Raw genomic sequence first — 20,601 nt, 5'->3', positions numbered from 1 at the left:
TTAGGACATGGGACTCGAAGAAAAGCTGCCGAGCGGATTCCTGCTGACCACCGTCGAGCAGGCCGCGGGCTGGGTGCGCAAGGCGTCCGTCTTCCCGGCCACATTCGGCCTCGCCTGCTGCGCCATCGAGATGATGACCACCGGTGCCGGCCGCTACGACCTGGCGCGCTTCGGCATGGAGGTCTTCCGCGGCTCACCGCGGCAGGCGGACCTGATGATCGTCGCGGGCCGCGTCAGCCAGAAGATGGCCCCGGTGCTCAGGCAGGTCTACGACCAGATGCCCAACCCGAAGTGGGTGATCTCCATGGGTGTCTGCGCCTCCTCCGGCGGCATGTTCAACAACTACGCGATCGTCCAGGGCGTCGACCACATCGTGCCGGTCGACATCTATCTGCCCGGCTGCCCGCCCCGGCCCGAGATGCTGATGGACGCGATCCTCAAGCTCCACCAGAAGATCCAGTCCTCCAAGCTCGGCGTGAACGCCGAGGAAGCGGCCCGCGAGGCGGAGGAGGCGGCGCTCAAGGCCCTGCCCACCATCGAGATGAAGGGGCTGCTGCGGTGAGCGACGCGAACGGCACCAACGGCGCGAACGGGGTGAACCCCGAGAAGGACCTCGCCGCCTCCAACCTCCCCGGCCAGCGCGGCCAGGGCGGCGAGGAGATCCGCGTCCAGCGCGGCATGTTCGGCGCCAACAACGGCGGCGACACCTCCGGCTACGGCGGCCTGGTCCGCTCGGTCCGGCTCCCGGGGCCGGCGACCCGGCCCTACGGCGGATGGTTCGACGAGGTCGCCGACGAGCTGGAGGGCGCGCTGGAGGAGCAGGGCCTGGTGCCCGGCAACGCGATCGAGAAGACGGTCGTCGACCGCGACGAGCTCACCTTCCACATCGAGCGCGAGCACCTGCTGCGCGTCGCCCGGACCCTGCGCGACGACCCCGCCCTGCGCTTCGAGCTGTGCACCGGCGTCAGCGGTGTCCACTACCCGCACGACAAGGGCCGCGAGCTGCACGCCGTCTACCACCTGCGCTCGCTCACCCACAACCGGCTGATCCGCCTGGAGGTCAGCGCCCCCGACAGCGACCGGCGCATCCCGTCGCTGGTCTCCGTCTACCCGACGAACGACTGGCACGAGCGCGAGACGTACGACTTCTTCGGGATCGTCTTCGACGGTCACCCGGCCCTGACCCGGATCATGATGCCGGACGACTGGCAGGGCCACCCGCAGCGCAAGGACTACCCCCTCGGCGGCATCCCCGTCGAGTACAAGGGCGCCCAGATTCCGGCTCCGGACCAGCGGAGGTCGTACTCGTGAGCACGCAGCCAGCAGCCGAGTCCGCCGCCTCGGCACGTGAGACCACCGAGGGCACCGTCTACACGGTCACCGGTGGCGACTGGGACGAGGTCGTCCAGTCCGCGGCCCGCGCCGACGACGAGCGCATCGTCGTCAACATGGGTCCCCAGCACCCCTCCACCCACGGGGTGCTCCGCCTGATCCTGGAGATCGACGGCGAGACGGTCACCGAGGCCCGCTGCGGCATCGGCTACCTCCACACCGGCATCGAGAAGAACCTCGAGTACCGGACCTGGACGCAGGGCACCACGTTCGTGACGCGCATGGACTACCTGACGTCCTTCTTCAACGAGACCGCCTACTGCCTGGCCGTCGAGAAGCTGCTCGGCATCGAGGACCAGATCACCGAGCGCGCCAAGATCATCCGGGTGCTCCTGATGGAGCTGAACCGGCTGTCCTCGCACCTGGTGGCCATCGCCACCGGCGGCATGGAACTCGGCGCCACCACGATCATGATCTACGGATTCCGTGATCGTGAAATGATTCTCGACATCTACGAGCTCATCACGGGCCTCCGGATGAACCACGCGTACATCCGCCCCGGCGGACTCGCGCAGGACCTGCCGCCCGGCGCGGTGGACCACATCCGCGAGTTCGTGAAGAAGATGCAGAAGAACCTCCCGGAGTACGACAAGCTCGCCACCGGGAACCCCATCTTCAAGGCCCGTATGCAGGACGTCGGCTACCTCGACCTGGCCGGCTGCATGGCCCTCGGCGCCACCGGCCCGATCCTGCGCGCCACCGGCCTGCCGCACGACCTGCGCAAGACGCAGCCGTACTGCGGCTACGAGACGTACGACTTCGAGGTCCCGACCGCCGACACCTGCGACTCCTACGGCCGTTTCCTGATCCGCATGGAGGAGATGCGCCAGTCGCTGCGGATCATCGAGCAGTGCCTGGACCGGCTCCAGTCCGGCCCGGTCATGGTCGCCGACAAGAAGATCGCCTGGCCCGCACAGCTCGCCCTGGGACCGGACGGGCTCGGCAACTCCCTCGACCACATCAAGAGGATCATGGGTACCTCGATGGAGGCCCTGATCCACCACTTCAAGCTGGTCACCGAGGGCTTCCGGGTCCCGCCGGGACAGGTGTACGCGGCCGTCGAGTCGCCCAAGGGCGAACTCGGGGTGCACGCCGTGTCCGACGGCGGCACGCGCCCCTACCGGGTCCACTTCCGTGAACCGTCCTTCACCAACCTGCAAGCCATGGCGGCGATGTGCGAGGGCGGCCAGGTCGCCGACGTCATCGTCGCCGTCGCGTCCATCGACCCTGTGATGGGAGGCGTCGACCGGTGACCACCAGTTCTTCCGAGCGGGGCGTCAGCCTGGGTATGCCCGAACTGCCCGCGCCCGGCTACCCGGACGACGTCCGCGCCCGGCTCGAGTCCGACGCGCGCGAGATCATCGCGCGCTACCCGGACTCCCGGTCCGCCCTGCTGCCGTTGCTGCACCTGGTGCAGTCGGAGGAGGGCCATGTCACGCGCACCGGGATGCGGTTCTGCGCGGACATGCTGGACCTGACCACGGCCGAGGTCACCGCGGTCGCCACCTTCTACACCATGTACCGGCGCAAGCCCTCCGGTGACTACCAGGTCGGGGTGTGCACCAACACGCTGTGCGCGGTGATGGGCGGCGACGCGATCTTCGAGTCGTTGCAGGAGCACCTGGGCGTCGGCAACGGCGAGACCACCGACGACGGCAAGGTCACCCTGGAGCACATCGAGTGCAACGCGGCCTGCGACTTCGCGCCGGTCGTGATGGTGAACTGGGAGTTCTTCGACAACCAGACCCCGGCGAGCGCCGCGCGCCTGGTCGACGACCTCCGCGCGGGACGGCCCGTCGAGCCCACGCGCGGGGCACGCCTGTGCACCTTCAAGGAGACCGCCCGGATCCTGGCGGGCTTCCCCGACGAGCGGCCCGGGGCCGTCGAGGAGAGCGGCAGCGCGGGACCCGCTTCGCTGGTGGGCCTTCGCCTGGCAAGGGGAGAGGCCGCACCCGCGCGGGTGGTGCATCCGCGGGACGGCGGACCGCACGACGAACCGCAGGACCGGGCGGTGCACGAACCGTCGCCGGCCGAACACCTCAGTTCACACGACGCGCCGCAGGACACATCGGCCTCCGACCCGGCCCACCCGGCAGGGCCTACCGCCGAGGAGGGGGAGTGATGACCGTGGTCCCCGAACTCAAGGACACCAGCCCCGAGAAGCTGCTCGCACCCGTGCTGTCGGCCTTCTGGGACGAGGACAGGTCGTGGACGCTGGACGTCTACCGGAGGCACGAGGGGTACGAGGGGCTCCGCAAGGCGCTCGCCATGTCGCCGGACGACCTGATCGCGTACGTCAAGGAGTCCGGTCTGCGCGGGCGAGGCGGCGCGGGGTTCCCGACGGGGATGAAGTGGCAGTTCATTCCCCAGGGTGATGGAAAACCGCACTATCTAGTTGTCAACGCCGACGAATCGGAGCCCGGGACCTGCAAGGACATCCCGCTCCTCTTCGCGAACCCGCACAGCCTCATCGAGGGCATTGTGATCGCGTGTTATGCCATCAGGTCGTCTCATGCCTTCATCTATCTGCGTGGTGAAGTCGTCCCTGTTCTGCGGCGGTTGCACGAGGCCGTGCGCGAGGCCTACGCGGCGGGCTACCTCGGCGAGAACATCCTGGGCAGCGGACTCGACCTCACACTCACCGTGCACGCCGGCGCCGGCGCGTACATCTGCGGTGAGGAGACCGCACTGCTCGACTCGCTCGAAGGCCGCCGTGGTCAACCGCGGCTGCGTCCCCCCTTCCCTGCCGTCGAGGGCCTCTATGCGTGCCCGACTGTTGTGAACAACGTCGAGTCCATCGCGTCGGTTCCCGCCATCCTGAAAAACGGCAAGGAATGGTTCAGGTCGATGGGCAGCGAGAAGTCCCCGGGCTTCACGCTCTACTCGCTCAGCGGCCATGTAGCCACCCCCGGCCAGTACGAGGCCCCGCTCGGCATCACACTCCGCCAGCTCCTCGACATGAGCGGCGGGATGCGTCCCGGGCACCGGCTGAAGTTCTGGACACCGGGCGGCTCCTCGACGCCGATGTTCACCGACGAGCACCTCGACGTCCCTCTTGATTACGAAGGAGTGGGTGCCGCGGGTTCCATGCTCGGCACCAAAGCTCTGCAGTGCTTCGACGAGACGACCTGCGTCGTGCGGGCCGTCACCCGCTGGACCGAGTTCTACGCCCACGAGTCCTGCGGCAAGTGCACGCCCTGCCGCGAAGGAACGTACTGGCTGGTGCAGTTGCTGCGCGACATCGAGGCCGGCAAGGGCGTCATGTCCGACCTCGACAAGCTGAACGACATCGCCGACAACATCAACGGCAAGTCCTTCTGCGCCCTCGGCGACGGCGCCGCCTCGCCGATCTTCTCCTCGCTCAAGTACTTCCGCGAGGAGTACGAGCAGCACATCACCGGCCGGGGCTGCCCCTTCGACCCGGCGAAGTCCACGGCCTGGGCCGACCGCCCGGAGGTGACCGCATGACCGTGACCACCAGCGCTCCCGCGGGAGGGGGAGAGGCGGCGGTCCCGCCGGAGGACCTCGTCACGCTGACGATCGACGGCGCCGAGATCAGCGTGCCCAAGGGCACCCTGGTCATCCGCGCCGCCGAGCAGCTCGGCATCGAGATCCCGCGCTTCTGCGACCACCCTCTCCTCGCCCCGGTCGGCGCCTGCCGCCAGTGCATCGTCGAGGTCGAGGGCCAGCGCAAGCCCATGGCGTCCTGCACGATCACGTGCACGGACGGGATGGTGGTGAAGACCCACCTCACCTCACCGGTCGCCGAGAAGGCCCAGCACGGGGTGATGGAGCTCCTCCTCATCAACCACCCGCTGGACTGCCCGGTCTGCGACAAGGGTGGCGAGTGCCCGCTGCAGAACCAGGCGATGTCGCACGGCAACGCCGAGTCCCGCTTCGGCGGGCGGAAGCGGACGTACGAGAAGCCGGTCCCGATCTCCACGCAGGTGCTGCTCGACCGCGAGCGGTGCGTGCTGTGCGCCCGCTGCACCCGGTTCTCCAACCAGATCGCGGGCGACCCGATGATCGAGCTGCTCGAACGTGGCGCGCTCCAGCAGGTCGGCACCGGCGAGGGCGACCCCTTCGAGTCGTACTTCTCCGGCAACACCATCCAGATCTGCCCGGTCGGCGCGCTGACCTCGGCGGCCTACCGCTTCCGCTCGCGGCCCTTCGACCTGGTCTCCTCGCCCTCCGTCTGCGAGCACTGCTCGGGCGGCTGCGCGACCCGCAGCGACCACCGGCGCGGCAAGGTCATGCGGCGGCTCGCCGCCAACGACCCCGAGGTCAACGAGGAGTGGATCTGCGACAAGGGGCGCTTCGCGTTCCGGTACGCGCAGCTGAAGGACCGGCTCGACACGCCTTTGGTGCGCAACGCCGAAGGCGCGCTGGAGCCTGCGTCCTGGCCGGAGGCGCTGCAGATCGCCGCCCAGGGTCTCCTGGCGTCGCGCGGCAGGACCGGTGTCCTCACCGGCGGCCGGCTGACCATCGAGGACGCCTACGCCTACAGCAAGTTCGCGCGCGTGGCCCTCGACACCAACGACATCGACTTCCGCGCGCGCGTGCACAGCGGTGAGGAGGCCGACTTCCTGGCGGCCCAGGTGGCGGGCCACGGCCGTGACCTCGACGGTACGGGCGTCTCGTACGCCTCCCTGGAGAAGGCGCCCGCCGTCCTGCTGGTCGGGTTCGAGTCGGAGGAGGAGGCGCCCGGCGTCTTCCTGCGGCTGCGCAAGGCCTGGCGCGGCCACAAGCAGAGGGTGTTCTCGCTGGCCACGCACGCCACGCGCGGCCTGGAGAAGGCGGGCGGCACGCTGCTGCCGGCCGCTCCCGGCACCGAGACCGAGTGGCTGGACGCGCTGGCGAGCGGCGAGGGCCTGGAGGACTCCGGGGCGCAGGCCGCCGAGGCGCTGCGCACCGAGGGTGCGGTGATCGTCGTCGGCGAGCGGCTGGCCTCGGTCGCCGGTGGTCTCACCGCCGCCGTACGGGCCGCCTCCGCGACCGGCGCCCAGCTGGTGTGGATCCCGCGGCGGGCCGGTGAGCGCGGTGCCGTCGAGGCGGGCGCGCTGCCGTCGCTGCTGCCGGGCGGGCGTCCGGCGACCGACCCGCGCGCGCGTGAGGAGGTCGCCGCGGCCTGGGGGCTGGCCGAACTGCCGCACCGCTACGGCCGTGACACCGGCCAGATCGTCGAGGCCGCCGCGAGCGGTGAGCTCCAGGCGCTGCTGGTCGCGGGTGTGGAGGTGGCCGACCTGCCGGATCCGGCACGCGCGCGTGAGGCGCTGTCCGAGGCCGGTTTCGTGGTGTCGCTGGAGTTGCGGCCGAGCGAGGTCACCGAACGCGCCGACGTGGTCCTGCCCGTCGCGGCGGTCGCCGAGAAGGCGGGCACCTTCCTCAACTGGGAGGGCCGGGTGCGCTTCTTCGATGCCGCGCTCAAGCCCGACCAGATGACCCGCAGGATGGCGCCGACCGACTCGCGTGTGCTGCAGATGCTGGCCGACGCCATGGACGTACACCTGGGTCTGCCGGATCTGCGGACCGTGCGCGCGGAGCTGGACCGGCTGGGCGCCTGGGACGGGCCGCGGGCCTCCGAGCCGCTGGAGACGGCGGGTGTGCTGCCGCGTCCGGCCGCCGGTGAGGCCGTGCTCGCCGGGCACCGGCTGCTGCTCGACCAGGGTGTGCTCCAGGAGGGCGACGAGGCGCTCGCCGGGACCCGGCACGCGGCACGCGCGCGTGTGTCGGCCGCCACGGCCGCCGAGGCGGGCGTCGAGGACGGCGGTCTGATCGCCGTGACCGGTCCTTCGGGAGTGGTGGAACTGCCGCTCCAGGTCACCGAGATGCCCGACCGGGTGGTCTGGCTCCCGCTGAACTCCGTCGGCGGCGGAGTCGCCTCCGACACCGGGGCACAGCCCGGCTCCCTCGTCCGCATCGGCCCGGCGGCGCTCGCCGGTGAGGCCCCCAAGGAGGTGGAGGCATGAGCCCGTACCTGGCCGCTGAAGACCTCTCGATGTTCGGCCGCGACCCCTGGTGGCTGGTCGTCGTCAAGGCGGTGTTCTGCTTCGCCTTCCTGATGGTGACCGTGCTGTTCTCCATCGTCTGGGAACGCAAGGTCGTCGCCTGGATGCAGCTGCGCATCGGCCCCAACCGGCACGGTCCCTGGGGCATGCTCCAGTCGCTCGCCGACGGCGTCAAACTGATGCTCAAGGAAGACATCATCGTCAAGCGCGCGGACAAGGTGGTGTACGTCCTCGCGCCGATCGTCGCGGCCATCCCGGCCTTCATGGCGATCGCGGTGATCCCCTTCGGGCCGGCCGACAACGAGATCTCGATCTTCGGCCACCGCACCACGATGCAACTGACCGACCTGCCGATCGCGATGCTCTACATCCTCGCGGTCGCCTCGGTCGGCATCTACGGCATCGTGCTCGCGGGCTGGAGCTCCGGCTCCACCTATCCGCTGCTCGGCGGCCTGCGCTCCTGCGCGCAGATGATCTCGTACGAGATCGCGATGGGCGCCGCGTTCGCCTCGGTGTTCCTCTACTCGGGGTCGATGTCGACGTCGACGATCGTCGAGCAGCAGCAGGACCGCTGGTACATCGTGCTGCTGCCGGTCTCCTTCATCCTCTACATCGTCACGATGGTGGGGGAGACCAACCGCGCCCCCTTCGACATGCCGGAGTCCGAGGGCGACCTGGTCGGCGGCTTCAACACCGAGTACTCGTCGATCAAGTTCGCGATGTTCATGCTCGCCGAGTACGTCAACATGGTGACCGTCTCGGCCGTGTCGACCACGCTCTTCCTCGGCGGCTGGCGGGCCCCGTGGCCGATCAGCGCCTTCTGGGAGGGCGCGAACCACGGCTGGTGGCCGCTGCTCTGGTTCGTGATCAAGGTCCAGCTGCTGCTGTTCTTCTTCATCTGGCTGCGCGGCACGCTCCCGCGCGTGCGCTACGACCAGCTGATGAAGCTCGGCTGGAAGGTCCTCATCCCGGTCTCGGTGACATGGCTGATGCTCGTCGCCACCGTGCGGACCCTCAGGAACGAGAACTACGGCTTCGCCGACATCGCCCTCTACGTCGGCAGCGGTGTCCTGGCCCTGCTCCTGCTGTCCTTCGTCGCCGACATGTTCCGCGACAAGGCGAAGACGGCCGAGCCGCCCGCCGCCGAGCCCGCCGGGTTCGACCCGCTGGCCGGCGGATTCCCCGTGCCGCCGCTGCCGGGGCAGGAGCTGCCGCCGGTGCCCAGGCGCCGCTCGCACCGCGAGCGGGAGCTGATTGTCAGTGGTGGGACGGACACTGTCAGTGACGGATCTACGGATGGAAAGGAGGCGTCCGATGGCTGAGGAGCCCAAGGAGCCCGGGCAGTCGAAGCCCGGCTTCCAGAACCCCGTGGCCGGCTTCGGCGTGACCTTCAAGGCCATGTTCAAGAAGCGGCTGACCGAGCAGTACCCGGAGCAGAAGAAGACCACGGCTCCGCGGTTCCACGGACGGCACCAGCTCAACCGCCATCCGGACGGCCTGGAGAAGTGCGTGGGCTGCGAGCTGTGCGCCTGGGCCTGCCCCGCCGACGCCATCTATGTGGAGGGCGCCGACAACACCGACGAGGAGCGTTACTCGCCGGGCGAGCGGTACGGCCGCGTCTACCAGATCAACTACGCCCGCTGCATCCTGTGCGGCCTGTGCATCGAGGCGTGCCCCACGCGCGCGTTGACGATGACGAACGACTTCGAGCTCGCCGACTCCAGCCGCGCCAACCTCATCTACACCAAGGAGCAGCTGCTCGCCGGGCTCGAAGAGGGCATGGTCGACTCACCCCACGCCATCTACCCGGGGATGGACGAGCAGGACTACTACCAGGGTCTGGTGACGGAGGCAGCGCCCGGCACCGTACGGCAGGTGGCCCTCTCCAAGGGCGAGGTGCCCCAGGAGGCCTCCTCGACCTTCGGTGAGGACGAACCGGCGTCCAAGAAGGTGATCGGCCGATGACCGCGCAGCTCGCCGCCTACTCCACCTCCACCGGAGAGGCCTTCCAGTTCTGGGTCCTGGGCACCGTCGCCGTGATCGGCGCCCTGTGCACCGTCTTCATGAAGAGGGCCGTGCACAGCGCGCTGTGCCTCGCCGGAACCATGATCGTCCTGGCGGTGTTCTACCTCGCCAACGGCGCCTACTTCCTGGGCATCGTGCAGATCGTCGTCTATACCGGCGCGATCATGATGCTGTTCCTGTTCGTGGTGATGCTCGTCGGTGTCACGGCCGCGGACTCGCTGAAGGAGACCATCAAGGGTCAGCGCTGGCTGGCCCTCCTGTGTGGAGCCGGCTTCGGCGTCCTGCTGTTCGCGGGCATCGCCAACGCCTCTCTGAGGGAGTTCGACGGCACCGGTCAGGCGAACGCGAACGGAAACGTGGAGGGCCTGGCGGCCCTCATCTTCACCAAGTACGTCTTCGCCTTCGAAATCACCGGCGCCCTGCTCATCACGGCCGCCGTCGGCGCCATGGTGCTCACCCACCGGGAGCGCACCGAGCGCGCCAAGACCCAGCGGGAGCTGTCCGAGCAGCGGGTGCGCGAGGGGAAGTACATCCCGCCGCTGCCCGCGCCCGGCGTGTACGCCCGGCACAACGCCGTCGACATCGCGGGCCTGCTGCCCGACGGCACCCCGTCCGAGCTCACGGTCAGCAAGACGCTGCGCGAGCGCGGCCAGATCCGTGACGTGTCGGCGGAGGCGCTCAACGACCTGCGGGCCCTGGAACAGCGCGCCGAGGAGCGTCTGGAACGGACCCCGATCGAGCCGGCGAACTTCAAGCGGGCCGAGGAGGCGTCGAAGTGAACCCCGTCAACTACCTGTATCTCGCGGCACTGTTGTTCACGATCGGCGCGACCGGGGTGCTCATCAGGCGCAACGCGATCGTCGTGTTCATGTGTATCGAGCTGATGCTCAACGCCTGCAACCTCGCGTTCGTCGTCTTCTCCCGGATGCACGGCAACCTCGACGGCCAGATCATCGCCTTCTTCACGATGGTCGTCGCCGCCGCCGAGGTCGTCGTCGGTCTGGCGATCATCGTGTCGCTGTTCCGCAGCCGCCACTCGGCCTCGGTCGACGACGCCAGCCTGATGAAGCTGTAAGGGGTCGGGAGAATCGTGGAGAACCTGATCGCGCTGCTGATCGCGGCGCCCCTGCTCGGAGCGGCCGTCCTGCTGGTCGGAGGCCGGCGCCTGGACGCCGTCGGCCACTGGATCGGCACGCTCCTGTCGGCCGTCTCCTTCGTGTTCGGCCTGATCCTCTTCGCCGATCTGCTCGGCAAGGACGCCGAGCACCGCACCCTGATCCAGCACCTGTACACCTGGATCCCGGTCGAGAGCTTCCAGGCGGACGTCACCTTCCGCCTCGATCAGCTGTCGATCACCTTCGTGCTGCTGATCACCGGCGTCGGCTCGCTGATCCACCTGTACTCGGTCGGGTACATGGAGCACGACGAGCGCCGCCGCCGATTCTTCGGCTATCTGAACCTGTTCCTCGCGGCGATGCTGCTGCTCGTCCTCGCCGACAACTACCTGCTGCTGTACGTCGGCTGGGAGGGCGTCGGTCTCGCCTCCTACCTGCTGATCGGCTTCTGGCAGCACAAGCCCAGCGCGGCCACCGCGGCGAAGAAGGCCTTCCTGGTCAACCGCGTCGGCGACATGGGCCTGTCGATCGCGATCATGCTGATGTTCACCACCTTCGGGTCCTTCGCCTTCGACCCGGTGTTCAGCCACGTCGGCGACACCTCCGAGGGCAAGCTCACCGCCATCGGCCTGATGCTCCTGCTCGCCGCCTGCGGCAAGTCCGCCCAGGTGCCGCTGCAGTCCTGGCTCGGGGACGCGATGGAGGGCCCGACCCCGGTCTCGGCCCTCATCCACGCCGCGACGATGGTGACCGCGGGCGTCTACCTGATCGTCCGCTCGGCGGCGATCTTCAACGCGGCGCCCGACGCACAGCTCGTGGTCACCGTGGTCGGCGCCGTCACGCTCCTGTTCGGTGCGATCGTCGGTTGCGCGAAGGACGACATCAAGAAGGCGCTGGCCGGCTCGACCATGTCGCAGATCGGCTACATGGTGCTGGCGGCGGGCCTCGGCCCCATCGGCTACGTCTTCGCGATCATGCACCTGGTGACGCACGGCTTCTTCAAGGCCGGGCTGTTCCTCGGAGCCGGTTCGGTCATGCACGGCATGAACGACGAGGTCGACATGCGCAAGTACGGCGGCCTGCGCACGTACATGCCGGTCACCTTCGTCACCTTCGGCCTCGGCTACCTCGCCATCATCGGCTTCCCGGGCCTGTCCGGCTTCTTCTCCAAGGACAAGATCATCGAGGCGGCCTTCGCCAAGGGCGGCACCGAGGGCTGGATCCTCGGCGGCACGGCCCTGCTCGGCGCGGCCATCACGGCGTTCTACATGACCCGCGTGATGCTGATGACGTTCTTCGGCGAGAAGCGCTGGCAGCCGGACGAGAACGGCGACGAGCCGCACCCGCACGAGTCGCCCAAGGTCATGACGATCCCCATGATCGTGCTGGCCGTCGGATCGGTGTTCGCCGGTGCGGCCTTCAGCATCGGCGACCGCTTCCTGCACTGGCTGGAGCCCGTCACCGGTCACGAGGAGGGCGACTCGCCGATCGGTGCCGGGGTGGTCACCGGCGCCACGATGGTGGTGCTGCTCCTCGGCGTCGCACTCGCCTACGCGCAGTACGGCCGCAGGCCCGTCCCGGTCGTCGCCCCGCGCGGGTCGCTGCTCACCCGGGCCGCCCGGCGCGACCTGCTCCAGGACGACTTCAACCACGTCGTCCTGGTGCGCGGCGGAGAGCACCTCACGCGCTCCCTGGTCTACGTCGACCACACTCTGGTCGACGGGGTCGTCAACGGCACGGCGGCCGGATTCGGCGGCCTGTCCGGGCGGCTGCGCCGGCTGCAGAACGGCTTCGCGCGCTCCTACGCGGTCTCGATGTTCGGCGGTGCCGCACTCCTGGTCGCCGCGACCCTGCTGATGAGGGCGGTCTGATACCGATGTCCTTTCCTCTGCTGACAGCGACGGCGGCGCTCCCGGCCGTCGGGGCGGTCGCCACGGCCGCCGTACCGGCCGCGCGGCGCGACGCCGCCAAGTGGCTGGCGCTGCTGGTCGCGCTCGCCACGCTCGCCCTGGCGGTCGTCGTCCTGGTCCGCTTCGACCCGGACGGCGCCCGCTACCAGCTCACCGAGTCCCACGCCTGGATCAAGGACTTCGGGGTGAGGTACGAGCTGGGCGTGGACGGCATCGCGGTGGCCCTCATCGCGCTGACCGCCTTGCTGATCCCGTTCATCGTCCTCGCGGGCTGGCACGACGCCGACCCGCTGGAGACCGGCAGCCGCCGCTGGCGGCCGACGCAGGGCTTCTTCGCGCTGATCCTGGCCGTCGAGGCGATGGTGATCATCTCCTTCGAGGCCACCGACGTCTTCGTCTTCTACATCTTCTTCGAAGCCATGCTGATCCCGATGTACTTCCTCATCGGCGGCTTCGGGGACCATGCCCACGAGCACGGCGAGGAGGCGGCGTCGACGCAGCGGTCGTACGCGGCGGTGAAGTTCCTGCTCTACAACCTGGTCGGCGGCCTGATCATGCTGGCCGCGGTGATCGGCCTGTACGTGGTCGCCGGGAACTTCTCGCTCACGGAGATCGCGCAGGCCCGCGCCAACGGCTCGCTGCACATGGCGACGAGCACCGAGCGCTGGCTGTTCCTGGGCTTCTTCTTCGCCTTCGCGGTGAAGGCGCCCCTGTGGCCGCTGCACACCTGGCTGCCCAACGCCATGGGGGAGGCCACCGCCCCGGTCGCCGTGCTCATCACGGCGGTCGTCGACAAGGTGGGCACCTTCGCGATGCTCCGGTTCTGCCTCCAGCTGTTCCCGGAGGCGAGCAAGTGGGCGACGCCCGTCATCCTCGTACTGGCGCTGATCAGCATCGTCTACGGGGCGCTGCTGGCGGTCGGCCAGCGGGACATCAAGCGGCTGGTGGCCTACGCGTCGATCTCGCACTTCGGCTTCATCGTCATGGGCATCTTCGCGATGACCAGCCAGGGCCAGTCCGGGGCGACGCTCTACATGGTCAACCACGGCATCTCCACGGCCGCGCTGATGCTGGTCGCGGGCTTCCTGATCTCCCGGCGCGGCTCGCGGCTCATCGCGGACTACGGCGGTGTGCAGAAGGTCGCGCCGGTGCTCGCCGGCACGTTCCTGATCGGCGGCCTGGCGACTCTCTCGCTGCCGGGGCTCGCGCCGTTCGTGAGTGAGTTCCTGGTGCTGGTCGGCACGTTCGCGCGCTACCCGGCGATCGGGATCATCGCCACCTTCGGCATCGTCCTCGCCGCGCTCTACACCCTCGTCCTGTACCAGCGGACGATGACGGGCCCGGTGAAGCCGGAGGTCTCCGCGATGCCGGACCTCCGCGCGCGTGAACTGCTGGTGGTGGCTCCGCTGGTCGTGCTGCTGATCTTCCTGGGCGTCTACCCGAAGCCCGTGACGGACATCGTCAACCCGGCGGTCGAGCAGACCATGTCCGACGTACACAAGAAGGACCCCAAGCCCGAGGTGGAGGCGGCCAAGTGAGCGCAGCAGCCGTCCACAGCCTGTGGACAACCGCGGCCGACCCGATCTCGAAGATCGACGCGCCGAAGATCGAATACGGACAGCTTTCGCCGACCCTGATCGTCGTCGGTGCGGCGATCGTCGGGGTGCTGGTCGAGGCGTTCGTCCCGCGCAAGTTCCGCTACTACGCACAGGTGTTCGTGTCCGCCGTCGCGCTGTGCGCCGCCTTCGCCGCGGTCGTCGCCCTCGCGGCGGACGGGTACGGCACCACCAAGGCGCACATCGCGGCGATGGGCGCCATCGCGGTCGACGGGCCGTCGCTGTTCCTGCAGGGCACGATCCTGCTGGCCGGTCTGGTCGGCCTGTTCACCTTCGCCGAACGGCGGCTCGACCCGGCGGCACACGGCAACCGGGTGGACTCCTTCGCGGCGCAGGCCGCGTCGGTGCCGGGCAGCGACAGTGAGAAGGCCGCCGTGAAGGCGGGCTTCACCACCACCGAGGTCTTCCCGCTGCTGCTGTTCGCGGTCGCCGGCATGCTGGTGTTCCCCTCGGCCAACGACCTGCTGACGCTGTTCGTGGCCCTGGAGGTCTTCTCGCTGCCGCTGTACCTGCTGTGCGCGCTCGCCCGCCGCAAGCGGCTGATGTCGCTGGAGGCCGCGGTCAAGTACTTCCTGCTCGGCGCGTTCGCCTCGGCGTTCACCCTGTTCGGCATCGCGCTGCTGTACGGCTACGCGGGCTCGGTGTCGTACGCGACGATCGCGCAGGTCGTCGACGGCACGGTCACCAACGTCGACCCGGCGCTGGCCAACACCATGGGCAACGACGCTCTGCTGCTGATCGGCACCGCGATGGTGGTGATGGGCCTGCTGTTCAAGGTCGGCGCGGTGCCCTTCCACATGTGGACGCCCGACGTCTACCAGGGCGCGCCGACCCCGGTGACCGGCTTCATGGCGGCGGCGACCAAGGTGGCGGCGTTCGGCGCGCTGCTGCGACTGCTGTACGTCGTGCTGCCCGGCCTGCGCTGGGACTGGCGGCCGGTCATGTGGGCCGTCGCGATCGTGACCATGCTGGGCGGTGCGATCGTCGCGATCACGCAGACCGACATCAAGCGGCTGCTGGCGTACTCGTCCATCGCGCACGCCGGGTTCATCCTCGCGGGTGTTATCGCGACCTCGGAGGACGGTGTCTCGTCCGTCCTCTTCTACCTGGCCGCGTACTCGTTCGTGACGATCGGCGCGTTCGCTGTGGTGACCCTGGTGCGGGATGCCGGCGGTGAGGCGACGCACCTGTCGAAGTGGGCGGGGCTGGGCCGCCGGTCGCCGCTGGTGGCGGCCGTGTTCGCGGTGTTCCTGCTGGCCTTCGCGGGCATTCCGCTGACCTCCGGGTTCGCCGGGAAGTTCGCCGTGTTCAAGGCGGCGGCGGAGGGCGGCGCGGCCCCGCTGGTCGTGGTCGGTGTGATCTCCTCGGCGATCGCGGCCTTCTTCTACATCCGCGTGATCGTGCTGATGTTCTTCAGCGAGCCCAGCCCGGAGGGCCCCACGGTGGCCGTGCCGTCACCGCTGACGATGGCGGCGATCGGCGTGGGCGTGGCGGTGACGCTGGTGCTGGGTGTGGCGCCGCAGTACTTCCTGGACCTGGCGAACCAGGCGGGAGTGTTCGTGCGCTGACCGTATGCGTGGGGCCCCGGTTCTCCCTGTGGGAGCCGGGGCCCTCGTACGCCCGGGCCTGTGGATAACTCCGGCCCTGTCGGTGCGGGCGCCTATCGTGGACGCAGTGGTCGAGGGACGACGTACGGGGGACAGGTCGATGGGCGGGACGGGCGGGATCGGCGAGATGCCAGGGACGACGGACAGCGAGACGCTGGCCACACTGCACCGGGTCTTCGGATACGAGGCCTTCCGCGGCGAACAGGAAGCGGTCATCGAGCATGTGGTGGCGGGCGGCGACGCCGTCGTCCTCATGCCGACCGGTGGCGGAAAGTCGCTGTGCTACCAGATCCCGGCCCTGGTCAGACCGGGTACGGGCATCGTGGTCTCGCCGCTCATCGCCCTGATGCAGGACCAGGTCGACGCGCTGCGCGCGCTCGGCGTGAACGCCGGGTTCATGAACTCCACCCAGGACTTCGACGAGCGGCGCGTGGTCGAGGCGGAGTTCCTGGCCGGGGAGCTGGACCTGCTGTACCTGGCCCCGGAGCGGCTGCGGCTGGACTCCACCCTCGACCTGCTCTCCCGGGGCAAGATCGCGGTCTTCGCCATCGACGAGGCGCACTGCGTCTCCCAGTGGGGCCACGACTTCCGCCCCGACTACCTCTCCCTCTCCCTCCTGGGCGAGCGCTGGCCGGACGTCCCCCGGATCGCGCTCACGGCGACGGCCACGCACGCGACCCACCAGGAGATCACGCAGCGGCTGAACATGCCGGCGGCGCGCCACTTCGTCGCCAGCTTCGACCGGCCCAACATCCAGTACCGGATCGTGCCCAAGGCCGACCCCAAGAAGCAGCTGCTCGCCTTCCTGCGCGAGGAGCACGCGGGGGACGCGGGCATCGTGTACTGCCTCTCGCGGAACTCGGTGGAGAAGACCGCGGAGTTCCTGACCCGCAACGGCGTCGAGGCGGTGCCCTATCACGCGGGCCTGGACGCGGGCACGCGCGCGGCGCACCAGGCCCGGTTCCTGCGTGAGGACGGTCTGGTCGTGGTGGCGACCATCGCCTTCGGGATGGGCATCGACAAGCCGGACGTGCGGTTCGTCGCCCACCTCGACCTGCCCAAGTCGATCGAGGGCTACTACCAGGAGACGGGCCGCGCGGGACGGGACGGCCTGCCGTCGACGGCCTGGATGGCGTACGGGCTCAATGACGTCATACAGCAGCGCAAGCTCATCCAGTCCGGCGAGGGCGACGAGGCGTTCCGCCGCCGGGCCGCCGCCCATCTGGACTCGATGCTCGCGCTGTGCGAGACCGCCCAGTGCCGCCGCGGCCAGCTGCTCGCCTACTTCGGCCAGGACCCGGACCCGGCGGGCTGCGGCAACTGCGACACCTGCCTGGTGCCGCCGGAGACCTGGGACGGCACGATCGCCGCGCAGAAGGTGCTCTCGACGGTGGTGCGGCTGCAGCGGGAGCGCGGGCAGAAGTTCGGCGCGGTGCAGATCGTGGACATCCTGCTCGGCAAGCGCACCGGCAAGGTGATCCAGTTCGACCACGACCAGCTGTCCGTCTTCGGTATCGGCGAGGAGCACACCGAGGGCGAGTGGCGGGGTGTCGTCCGGCAGCTGCTGGCCCAGGGGCTGCTCGCGGTCGAGGGGGAGTACGGCACGCTGGTGCTCACCGAGGCGAGCGGGGCGGTGCTGCGGCGGGAGCGGGAGGTGCCGCTGCGCAAGGAGCCGAAGAAGCCGGTGACCTCCCGGCCGGGGTCGGCCTCTTCCTCCTCCTCTTCCGGGCGGGGTGAGCGCAAGGCCAAGGCCGCCGCGGCCGAGCTGCCCGACGAGCTGCTGCCCGCCTTCGAGGCCCTGCGCGCCTGGCGCGCGGAACAGGCGCGTGAGCAGGGCGTTCCGGCATACGTCATCTTCCACGACGCCACGCTGAGGGAGATCGTCAGCAGATGGCCGGGGTCGGTGGCCGAGCTGGGCACGGTGAACGGGGTCGGCGAGAAGAAGCTCGTGACGTACGGCGAGGGGGTGCTGGGAGTGCTGGCCTCCCTGGACGGCCCGACCGCCGGTGGCCCGAGTGCCGGTGGCCCGGCTGCGGGCGGCCCGGCTCCGGCTCCGGCGAGCGGCGAGGCACCGGACGACGACTGGCCCGAACTGGACGCCGAGCCGGAGCCGGACGACTGGATATAGCCGGGGCGGTGCGGGGGACCGTCACACCCCCCGCGCCGCGTACGCCCTGACGTCCGCGTCCGAGTCCGTCGTGGCCGTGGCCAGGGCCGCCCGGGCCTCCTCCTCGCCGGCATGCCGGGTCAGCGCCAGGACCGCCGCCTTGCGAACGTCGGCGTTGGGGTCGGCCAGGGCCTTGGCGAGGGCGGGGACCGCGTCGCCGGGGGCCGCGGAGCCGAGCGCGGTCGCCGCGCCCGCCCGGACCTGCCATGCCGGGTCCGACAGGGCGGCCACGGCACGCACGGCGAGCGGAGCAGGGCAGCCCACGGCGGCCAGCGCGCCGAGCGCGGCGCCGCGCACCAGGGGATCGGAGTCGTCGGTGAGCCGGTCCAGCGTGCCGGTGAGCAGTTCCACGGCGCTCGCGGCCAGGGACGCCGAGCTGACGGCGGCCAGCGCCTTGGCCACGGTGACGCGCACCTCCCGAGAGGGGTCGCCCGCCGCACCGGCCAGCGGCTCGACGGCGTCGACCGAGACGAGCGCGCGTACGGCCTCGATCCGGACGGTGATGTCGGGGTCGTCCAGGGCCACGGCGAACACGCCCGCGTCACCCAGGCGCAGGGCGCGCAGCACGTCGAGGGCGGCGGCGCGGACCACGGGGTCGGCCTCGGCGAGCGCACCGGTGAGGGCGGCACCGAGGGCGGGTTCGGGCGGGAGGGTCTCGACCAGCTCGCGCAGCGAGGCCGCGGCGGCCCCGCGGACCTCGGCGTCGGCATCGGCGAGCGCACGGGCCAGTGCCTGCCCGGTGCCGGGGGGAACGGTCTCGGTGAGGACCGAGACCGCCGTCCGGCGCACGGAGGGATCGGGGTCGGCCAAGTAGGGCTCGATCGCGGTGAGTTCGGGCTGCTCCTCGGCGAGCTCCAGCAGCTCCAGCAGCCGGGGCGAGGCGGTCTCCTGCGGGCCGCTGTCCGCGGACTCGGTGACGCGCGCGGAGGTCGGCCCGGTGGCCACCGGCGCCACGTCCCGGGATCCGGCGGTGGCCACGTCCTCCGGATGGACCTCACCGAGATGACGGGACGGGCCGCCGACCGGAGTGAATTCGTCGACCGGAACCAGATACGGAGCCACGGGACGGGCCGTGAACTCCATCGCACCAGAGGGGGACTTGTGCAGATCGAGATGGTGGAACCAGGACGCGTCGTCGCGCTGAGGATGGTCGAGGCGGTCGTGGTAGAGGCCCCAGCGGGACTCCGTACGGGCCAGGGAGGCGCGCGCGGCCATTTCCGCGCAGTCGCGGATGAAGGTGACCTCCGCGCACCGCATCAGCTCGTGCGGTGTGCGGGCGCCCATCGCGGCGACGTCCGCGCGCATCCGCTCGAAGGACTCCAGGGCCAGCGACAGCCGGGCGCCCGACTTGGGCGGGGCCACGTAGTCGTTCACGAAGCGGCGCAGCTTGTACTCGACCTGGGGCTGCGGCGGGCCGTCCGGGTTGCGCAGCGGGCGGTAGATCAGCTCGTGCGCCTCCCGCAGCTGGTCCTGCGGAAGCTCCCCGGTGTACGCCTGGTAGCGGGCCGCGTCCGCTCCGGCCAGGTCGCCGAAGACGAAGGCGCCGATCATGTAGTTGTGCGGCACGCAGGCCAGGTCACCGGCGGCGTACAGGCGGGGGACGGTGGTACGGGCGTGGTCGTCGACCCGTACCCCGGAGGCCGAGTGGCCGCCGCACAGGCCGATCTCGGAGATGTGCATCTCCACGTCGTGGGTGCGGTAGTCGTGGCCGCGCCCGGCGTGGAAGGTGCCGCGGGTGGGGCGCTCGGTGGAGTGCAGGATCGACTCCAGGGCCGAGACCGACTCCTCCGGGAGGTGGCTCAGCTTCAGGTACACCGGCCCCCGGTCGCTGGCCACCTCCGCCGCGAACTCGGCCATCATCTGGCCGGACCAGTAGTCGGAGTCGACGAAGCGTTCGCCGTGCCGGTTGACCTGGTAGCCGCCGAAGGGGTTGGCGACATAGGCGCAGGCGGGGCCGTTGTAGTCCTTGATCAGCGGGTTGATCTGGAAGCACTCGATGCCGGTGAGTTCGGCGCCCGCGTGGTAGGCCATGGCGTAGCCGTCGCCCGCGTTGGTGGGGTTCTCGTACGTTCCGTAGAGGTAGCCGGAGGCGGGCAGGCCGAGACGGCCGCAGGCGCCGGTGGCCAGGATCACCGCGCCCGCGCGGACGGTGACGAAGGCGCCGGTGCGCGTGTTGAAGCCGACCGCGCCCACGGCACGCCCCTCGGCGGTCAGCACCCGTACCGGCATCACCCGGTTCTCGATCCGGATCCGCTCGCGCATCTCGCGCCGCCGCAGCTGCCGGTACAGCACCTTCTTGACGTCCTTGCCCTCCGGCATGGGCAGCACGTACGAGCCCGAGCGGTGGACCTGGCGGACGGCGTACTCGCCGTACTCGTCCTTCTCGAACTTCACCCCGTACGACTCCAGGCGCTGCACCATCGCGAAGCCGCGGGTGGCGGTCTGGCGGACCGTGGACTGGTCGACGATGCCGTCGTTGGCGCGGGTGATCTCGGCGACGTAGTCGTCGGGCTCGGCGCGGCCGGGGATGACCGCGTTGTTGACGCCGTCCATGCCCATGGCGAGCGCCCCGGAGTGGCGGACGTGGGCCTTCTCCAGCAGCAGGACGTTCGCACCGTGCTCGGCGGCGGTCAGGGCCGCCATGGTGCCGGCGGTACCGCCGCCGATGACGAGGACGTCGCAGGTCAGCTCTTCGGCGTCGGCGAGGGCGGGGATCGCCAGGGGAGTGTCCGTGGGGGTGTCCGGGGTGTCCACCGCGATG

General features: G+C 70.1%; 15 protein-coding genes. 14 read left to right on the top strand and 1 reads right to left on the bottom strand.

All coding sequences use genetic code 11. From position 1 onward, the window contains the following. The first annotated feature begins 7 nt into the window (after nucleotides 1-7). From ACZ7L0_RS34270 to recQ, 14 genes are all read left to right on the top strand, one after another. Nucleotides 8-562, top strand: coding sequence for a NuoB/complex I 20 kDa subunit family protein (locus ACZ7L0_RS34270; protein ID WP_007383964.1), 555 nt, complete (start codon nucleotides 8-10; stop codon nucleotides 560-562). Beyond that, entirely contained in the window at nucleotides 559-1,311 is a 753-nt protein-coding gene (locus ACZ7L0_RS34265) for an NADH-quinone oxidoreductase subunit C (protein WP_471246442.1), read from the top strand. The genes ACZ7L0_RS34270 and ACZ7L0_RS34265 overlap by 4 nt, the downstream gene beginning before the upstream one ends. Beyond that, nucleotides 1,308-2,645, top strand: coding sequence for an NADH-quinone oxidoreductase subunit D (locus ACZ7L0_RS34260; protein WP_471246441.1), 1,338 nt, complete (start codon nucleotides 1,308-1,310; stop codon nucleotides 2,643-2,645). The genes ACZ7L0_RS34265 and ACZ7L0_RS34260 overlap by 4 nt, the downstream gene beginning before the upstream one ends. Continuing rightward, nucleotides 2,642-3,514 carry an NADH-quinone oxidoreductase subunit NuoE gene (nuoE, locus tag ACZ7L0_RS34255; protein ID WP_471246440.1) on the top strand — a complete coding sequence of 291 codons (873 nt, stop codon included), beginning with the start codon at nucleotides 2,642-2,644 and terminating at the stop codon, nucleotides 3,512-3,514. Before ACZ7L0_RS34260 ends, nuoE begins: the two co-directional genes overlap by 4 nt. Further along, a complete protein-coding gene (gene nuoF, locus ACZ7L0_RS34250) occupies nucleotides 3,514-4,860 on the top strand; it encodes an NADH-quinone oxidoreductase subunit NuoF (protein ID WP_471246439.1) in 1,347 nt (448 codons plus the stop codon). The genes nuoE and nuoF overlap by 1 nt, the downstream gene beginning before the upstream one ends. Further along, nucleotides 4,857-7,361: an NADH-quinone oxidoreductase subunit G gene (locus tag ACZ7L0_RS34245; RefSeq protein WP_471246438.1), complete on the top strand. Its 2,505-nt coding sequence runs from the start codon at nucleotides 4,857-4,859 to the stop codon at nucleotides 7,359-7,361. Before nuoF ends, ACZ7L0_RS34245 begins: the two co-directional genes overlap by 4 nt. Beyond that, a complete protein-coding gene (nuoH, locus tag ACZ7L0_RS34240; protein WP_471246437.1) occupies nucleotides 7,358-8,722 on the top strand; it encodes an NADH-quinone oxidoreductase subunit NuoH in 1,365 nt (454 codons plus the stop codon). The genes ACZ7L0_RS34245 and nuoH overlap by 4 nt, the downstream gene beginning before the upstream one ends. Continuing rightward, nucleotides 8,715-9,365: an NADH-quinone oxidoreductase subunit NuoI gene (gene nuoI, locus ACZ7L0_RS34235; RefSeq protein ID WP_471246436.1), complete on the top strand. Its 651-nt coding sequence runs from the start codon at nucleotides 8,715-8,717 to the stop codon at nucleotides 9,363-9,365. The genes nuoH and nuoI overlap by 8 nt, the downstream gene beginning before the upstream one ends. Then, nucleotides 9,362-10,204, top strand: a complete 843-nt coding sequence (locus ACZ7L0_RS34230; RefSeq protein WP_471246435.1) for an NADH-quinone oxidoreductase subunit J — start codon at nucleotides 9,362-9,364, stop codon at nucleotides 10,202-10,204. The genes nuoI and ACZ7L0_RS34230 overlap by 4 nt, the downstream gene beginning before the upstream one ends. After that, the gene (gene nuoK / locus ACZ7L0_RS34225) at nucleotides 10,201-10,500 is read left to right on the top strand and encodes an NADH-quinone oxidoreductase subunit NuoK (protein ID WP_009190046.1); all 300 of its coding nucleotides are present in this window, start codon (nucleotides 10,201-10,203) and stop codon (nucleotides 10,498-10,500) included. Before ACZ7L0_RS34230 ends, nuoK begins: the two co-directional genes overlap by 4 nt. Nucleotides 10,501-10,515: 15 nt before the next feature. Continuing rightward, the gene (gene nuoL, locus ACZ7L0_RS34220; protein WP_471246434.1) at nucleotides 10,516-12,411 is read left to right on the top strand and encodes an NADH-quinone oxidoreductase subunit L; all 1,896 of its coding nucleotides are present in this window, start codon (nucleotides 10,516-10,518) and stop codon (nucleotides 12,409-12,411) included. Nucleotides 12,412-12,416: 5 nt separating this feature from the next. Continuing rightward, nucleotides 12,417-13,988 (top strand): NADH-quinone oxidoreductase subunit M, encoded by a 1,572-nt coding sequence (locus ACZ7L0_RS34215; RefSeq protein ID WP_471246433.1) that lies wholly within the window; start codon nucleotides 12,417-12,419, stop codon nucleotides 13,986-13,988. Beyond that, nucleotides 13,985-15,634 (top strand): NADH-quinone oxidoreductase subunit NuoN, encoded by a 1,650-nt coding sequence (gene nuoN, locus ACZ7L0_RS34210; RefSeq protein WP_471246432.1) that lies wholly within the window; start codon nucleotides 13,985-13,987, stop codon nucleotides 15,632-15,634. The genes ACZ7L0_RS34215 and nuoN overlap by 4 nt, the downstream gene beginning before the upstream one ends. 139 nt (nucleotides 15,635-15,773) lie before the next feature. Continuing rightward, nucleotides 15,774-17,801, top strand: coding sequence for a DNA helicase RecQ (gene recQ / locus ACZ7L0_RS34205; RefSeq protein WP_471246563.1), 2,028 nt, complete (start codon nucleotides 15,774-15,776; stop codon nucleotides 17,799-17,801). A 21-nt stretch (nucleotides 17,802-17,822) separates the two neighbouring features. On the opposite strand, the gene ACZ7L0_RS34200 is transcribed toward recQ, so the two are convergent. After that, a complete protein-coding gene (locus ACZ7L0_RS34200) occupies nucleotides 17,823-20,594 on the bottom strand; it encodes a fumarate reductase/succinate dehydrogenase flavoprotein subunit (protein WP_471246431.1) in 2,772 nt (923 codons plus the stop codon). Nucleotides 20,595-20,601: the final 7 nt, after the last annotated feature.

This window comes from Streptomyces sp. NPDC039424 (genome assembly GCF_055639495.1).
The sequence above is the reverse complement of the archived record's forward strand: the minus strand, read 5'-3'. Positions and strand labels throughout refer to the sequence as shown.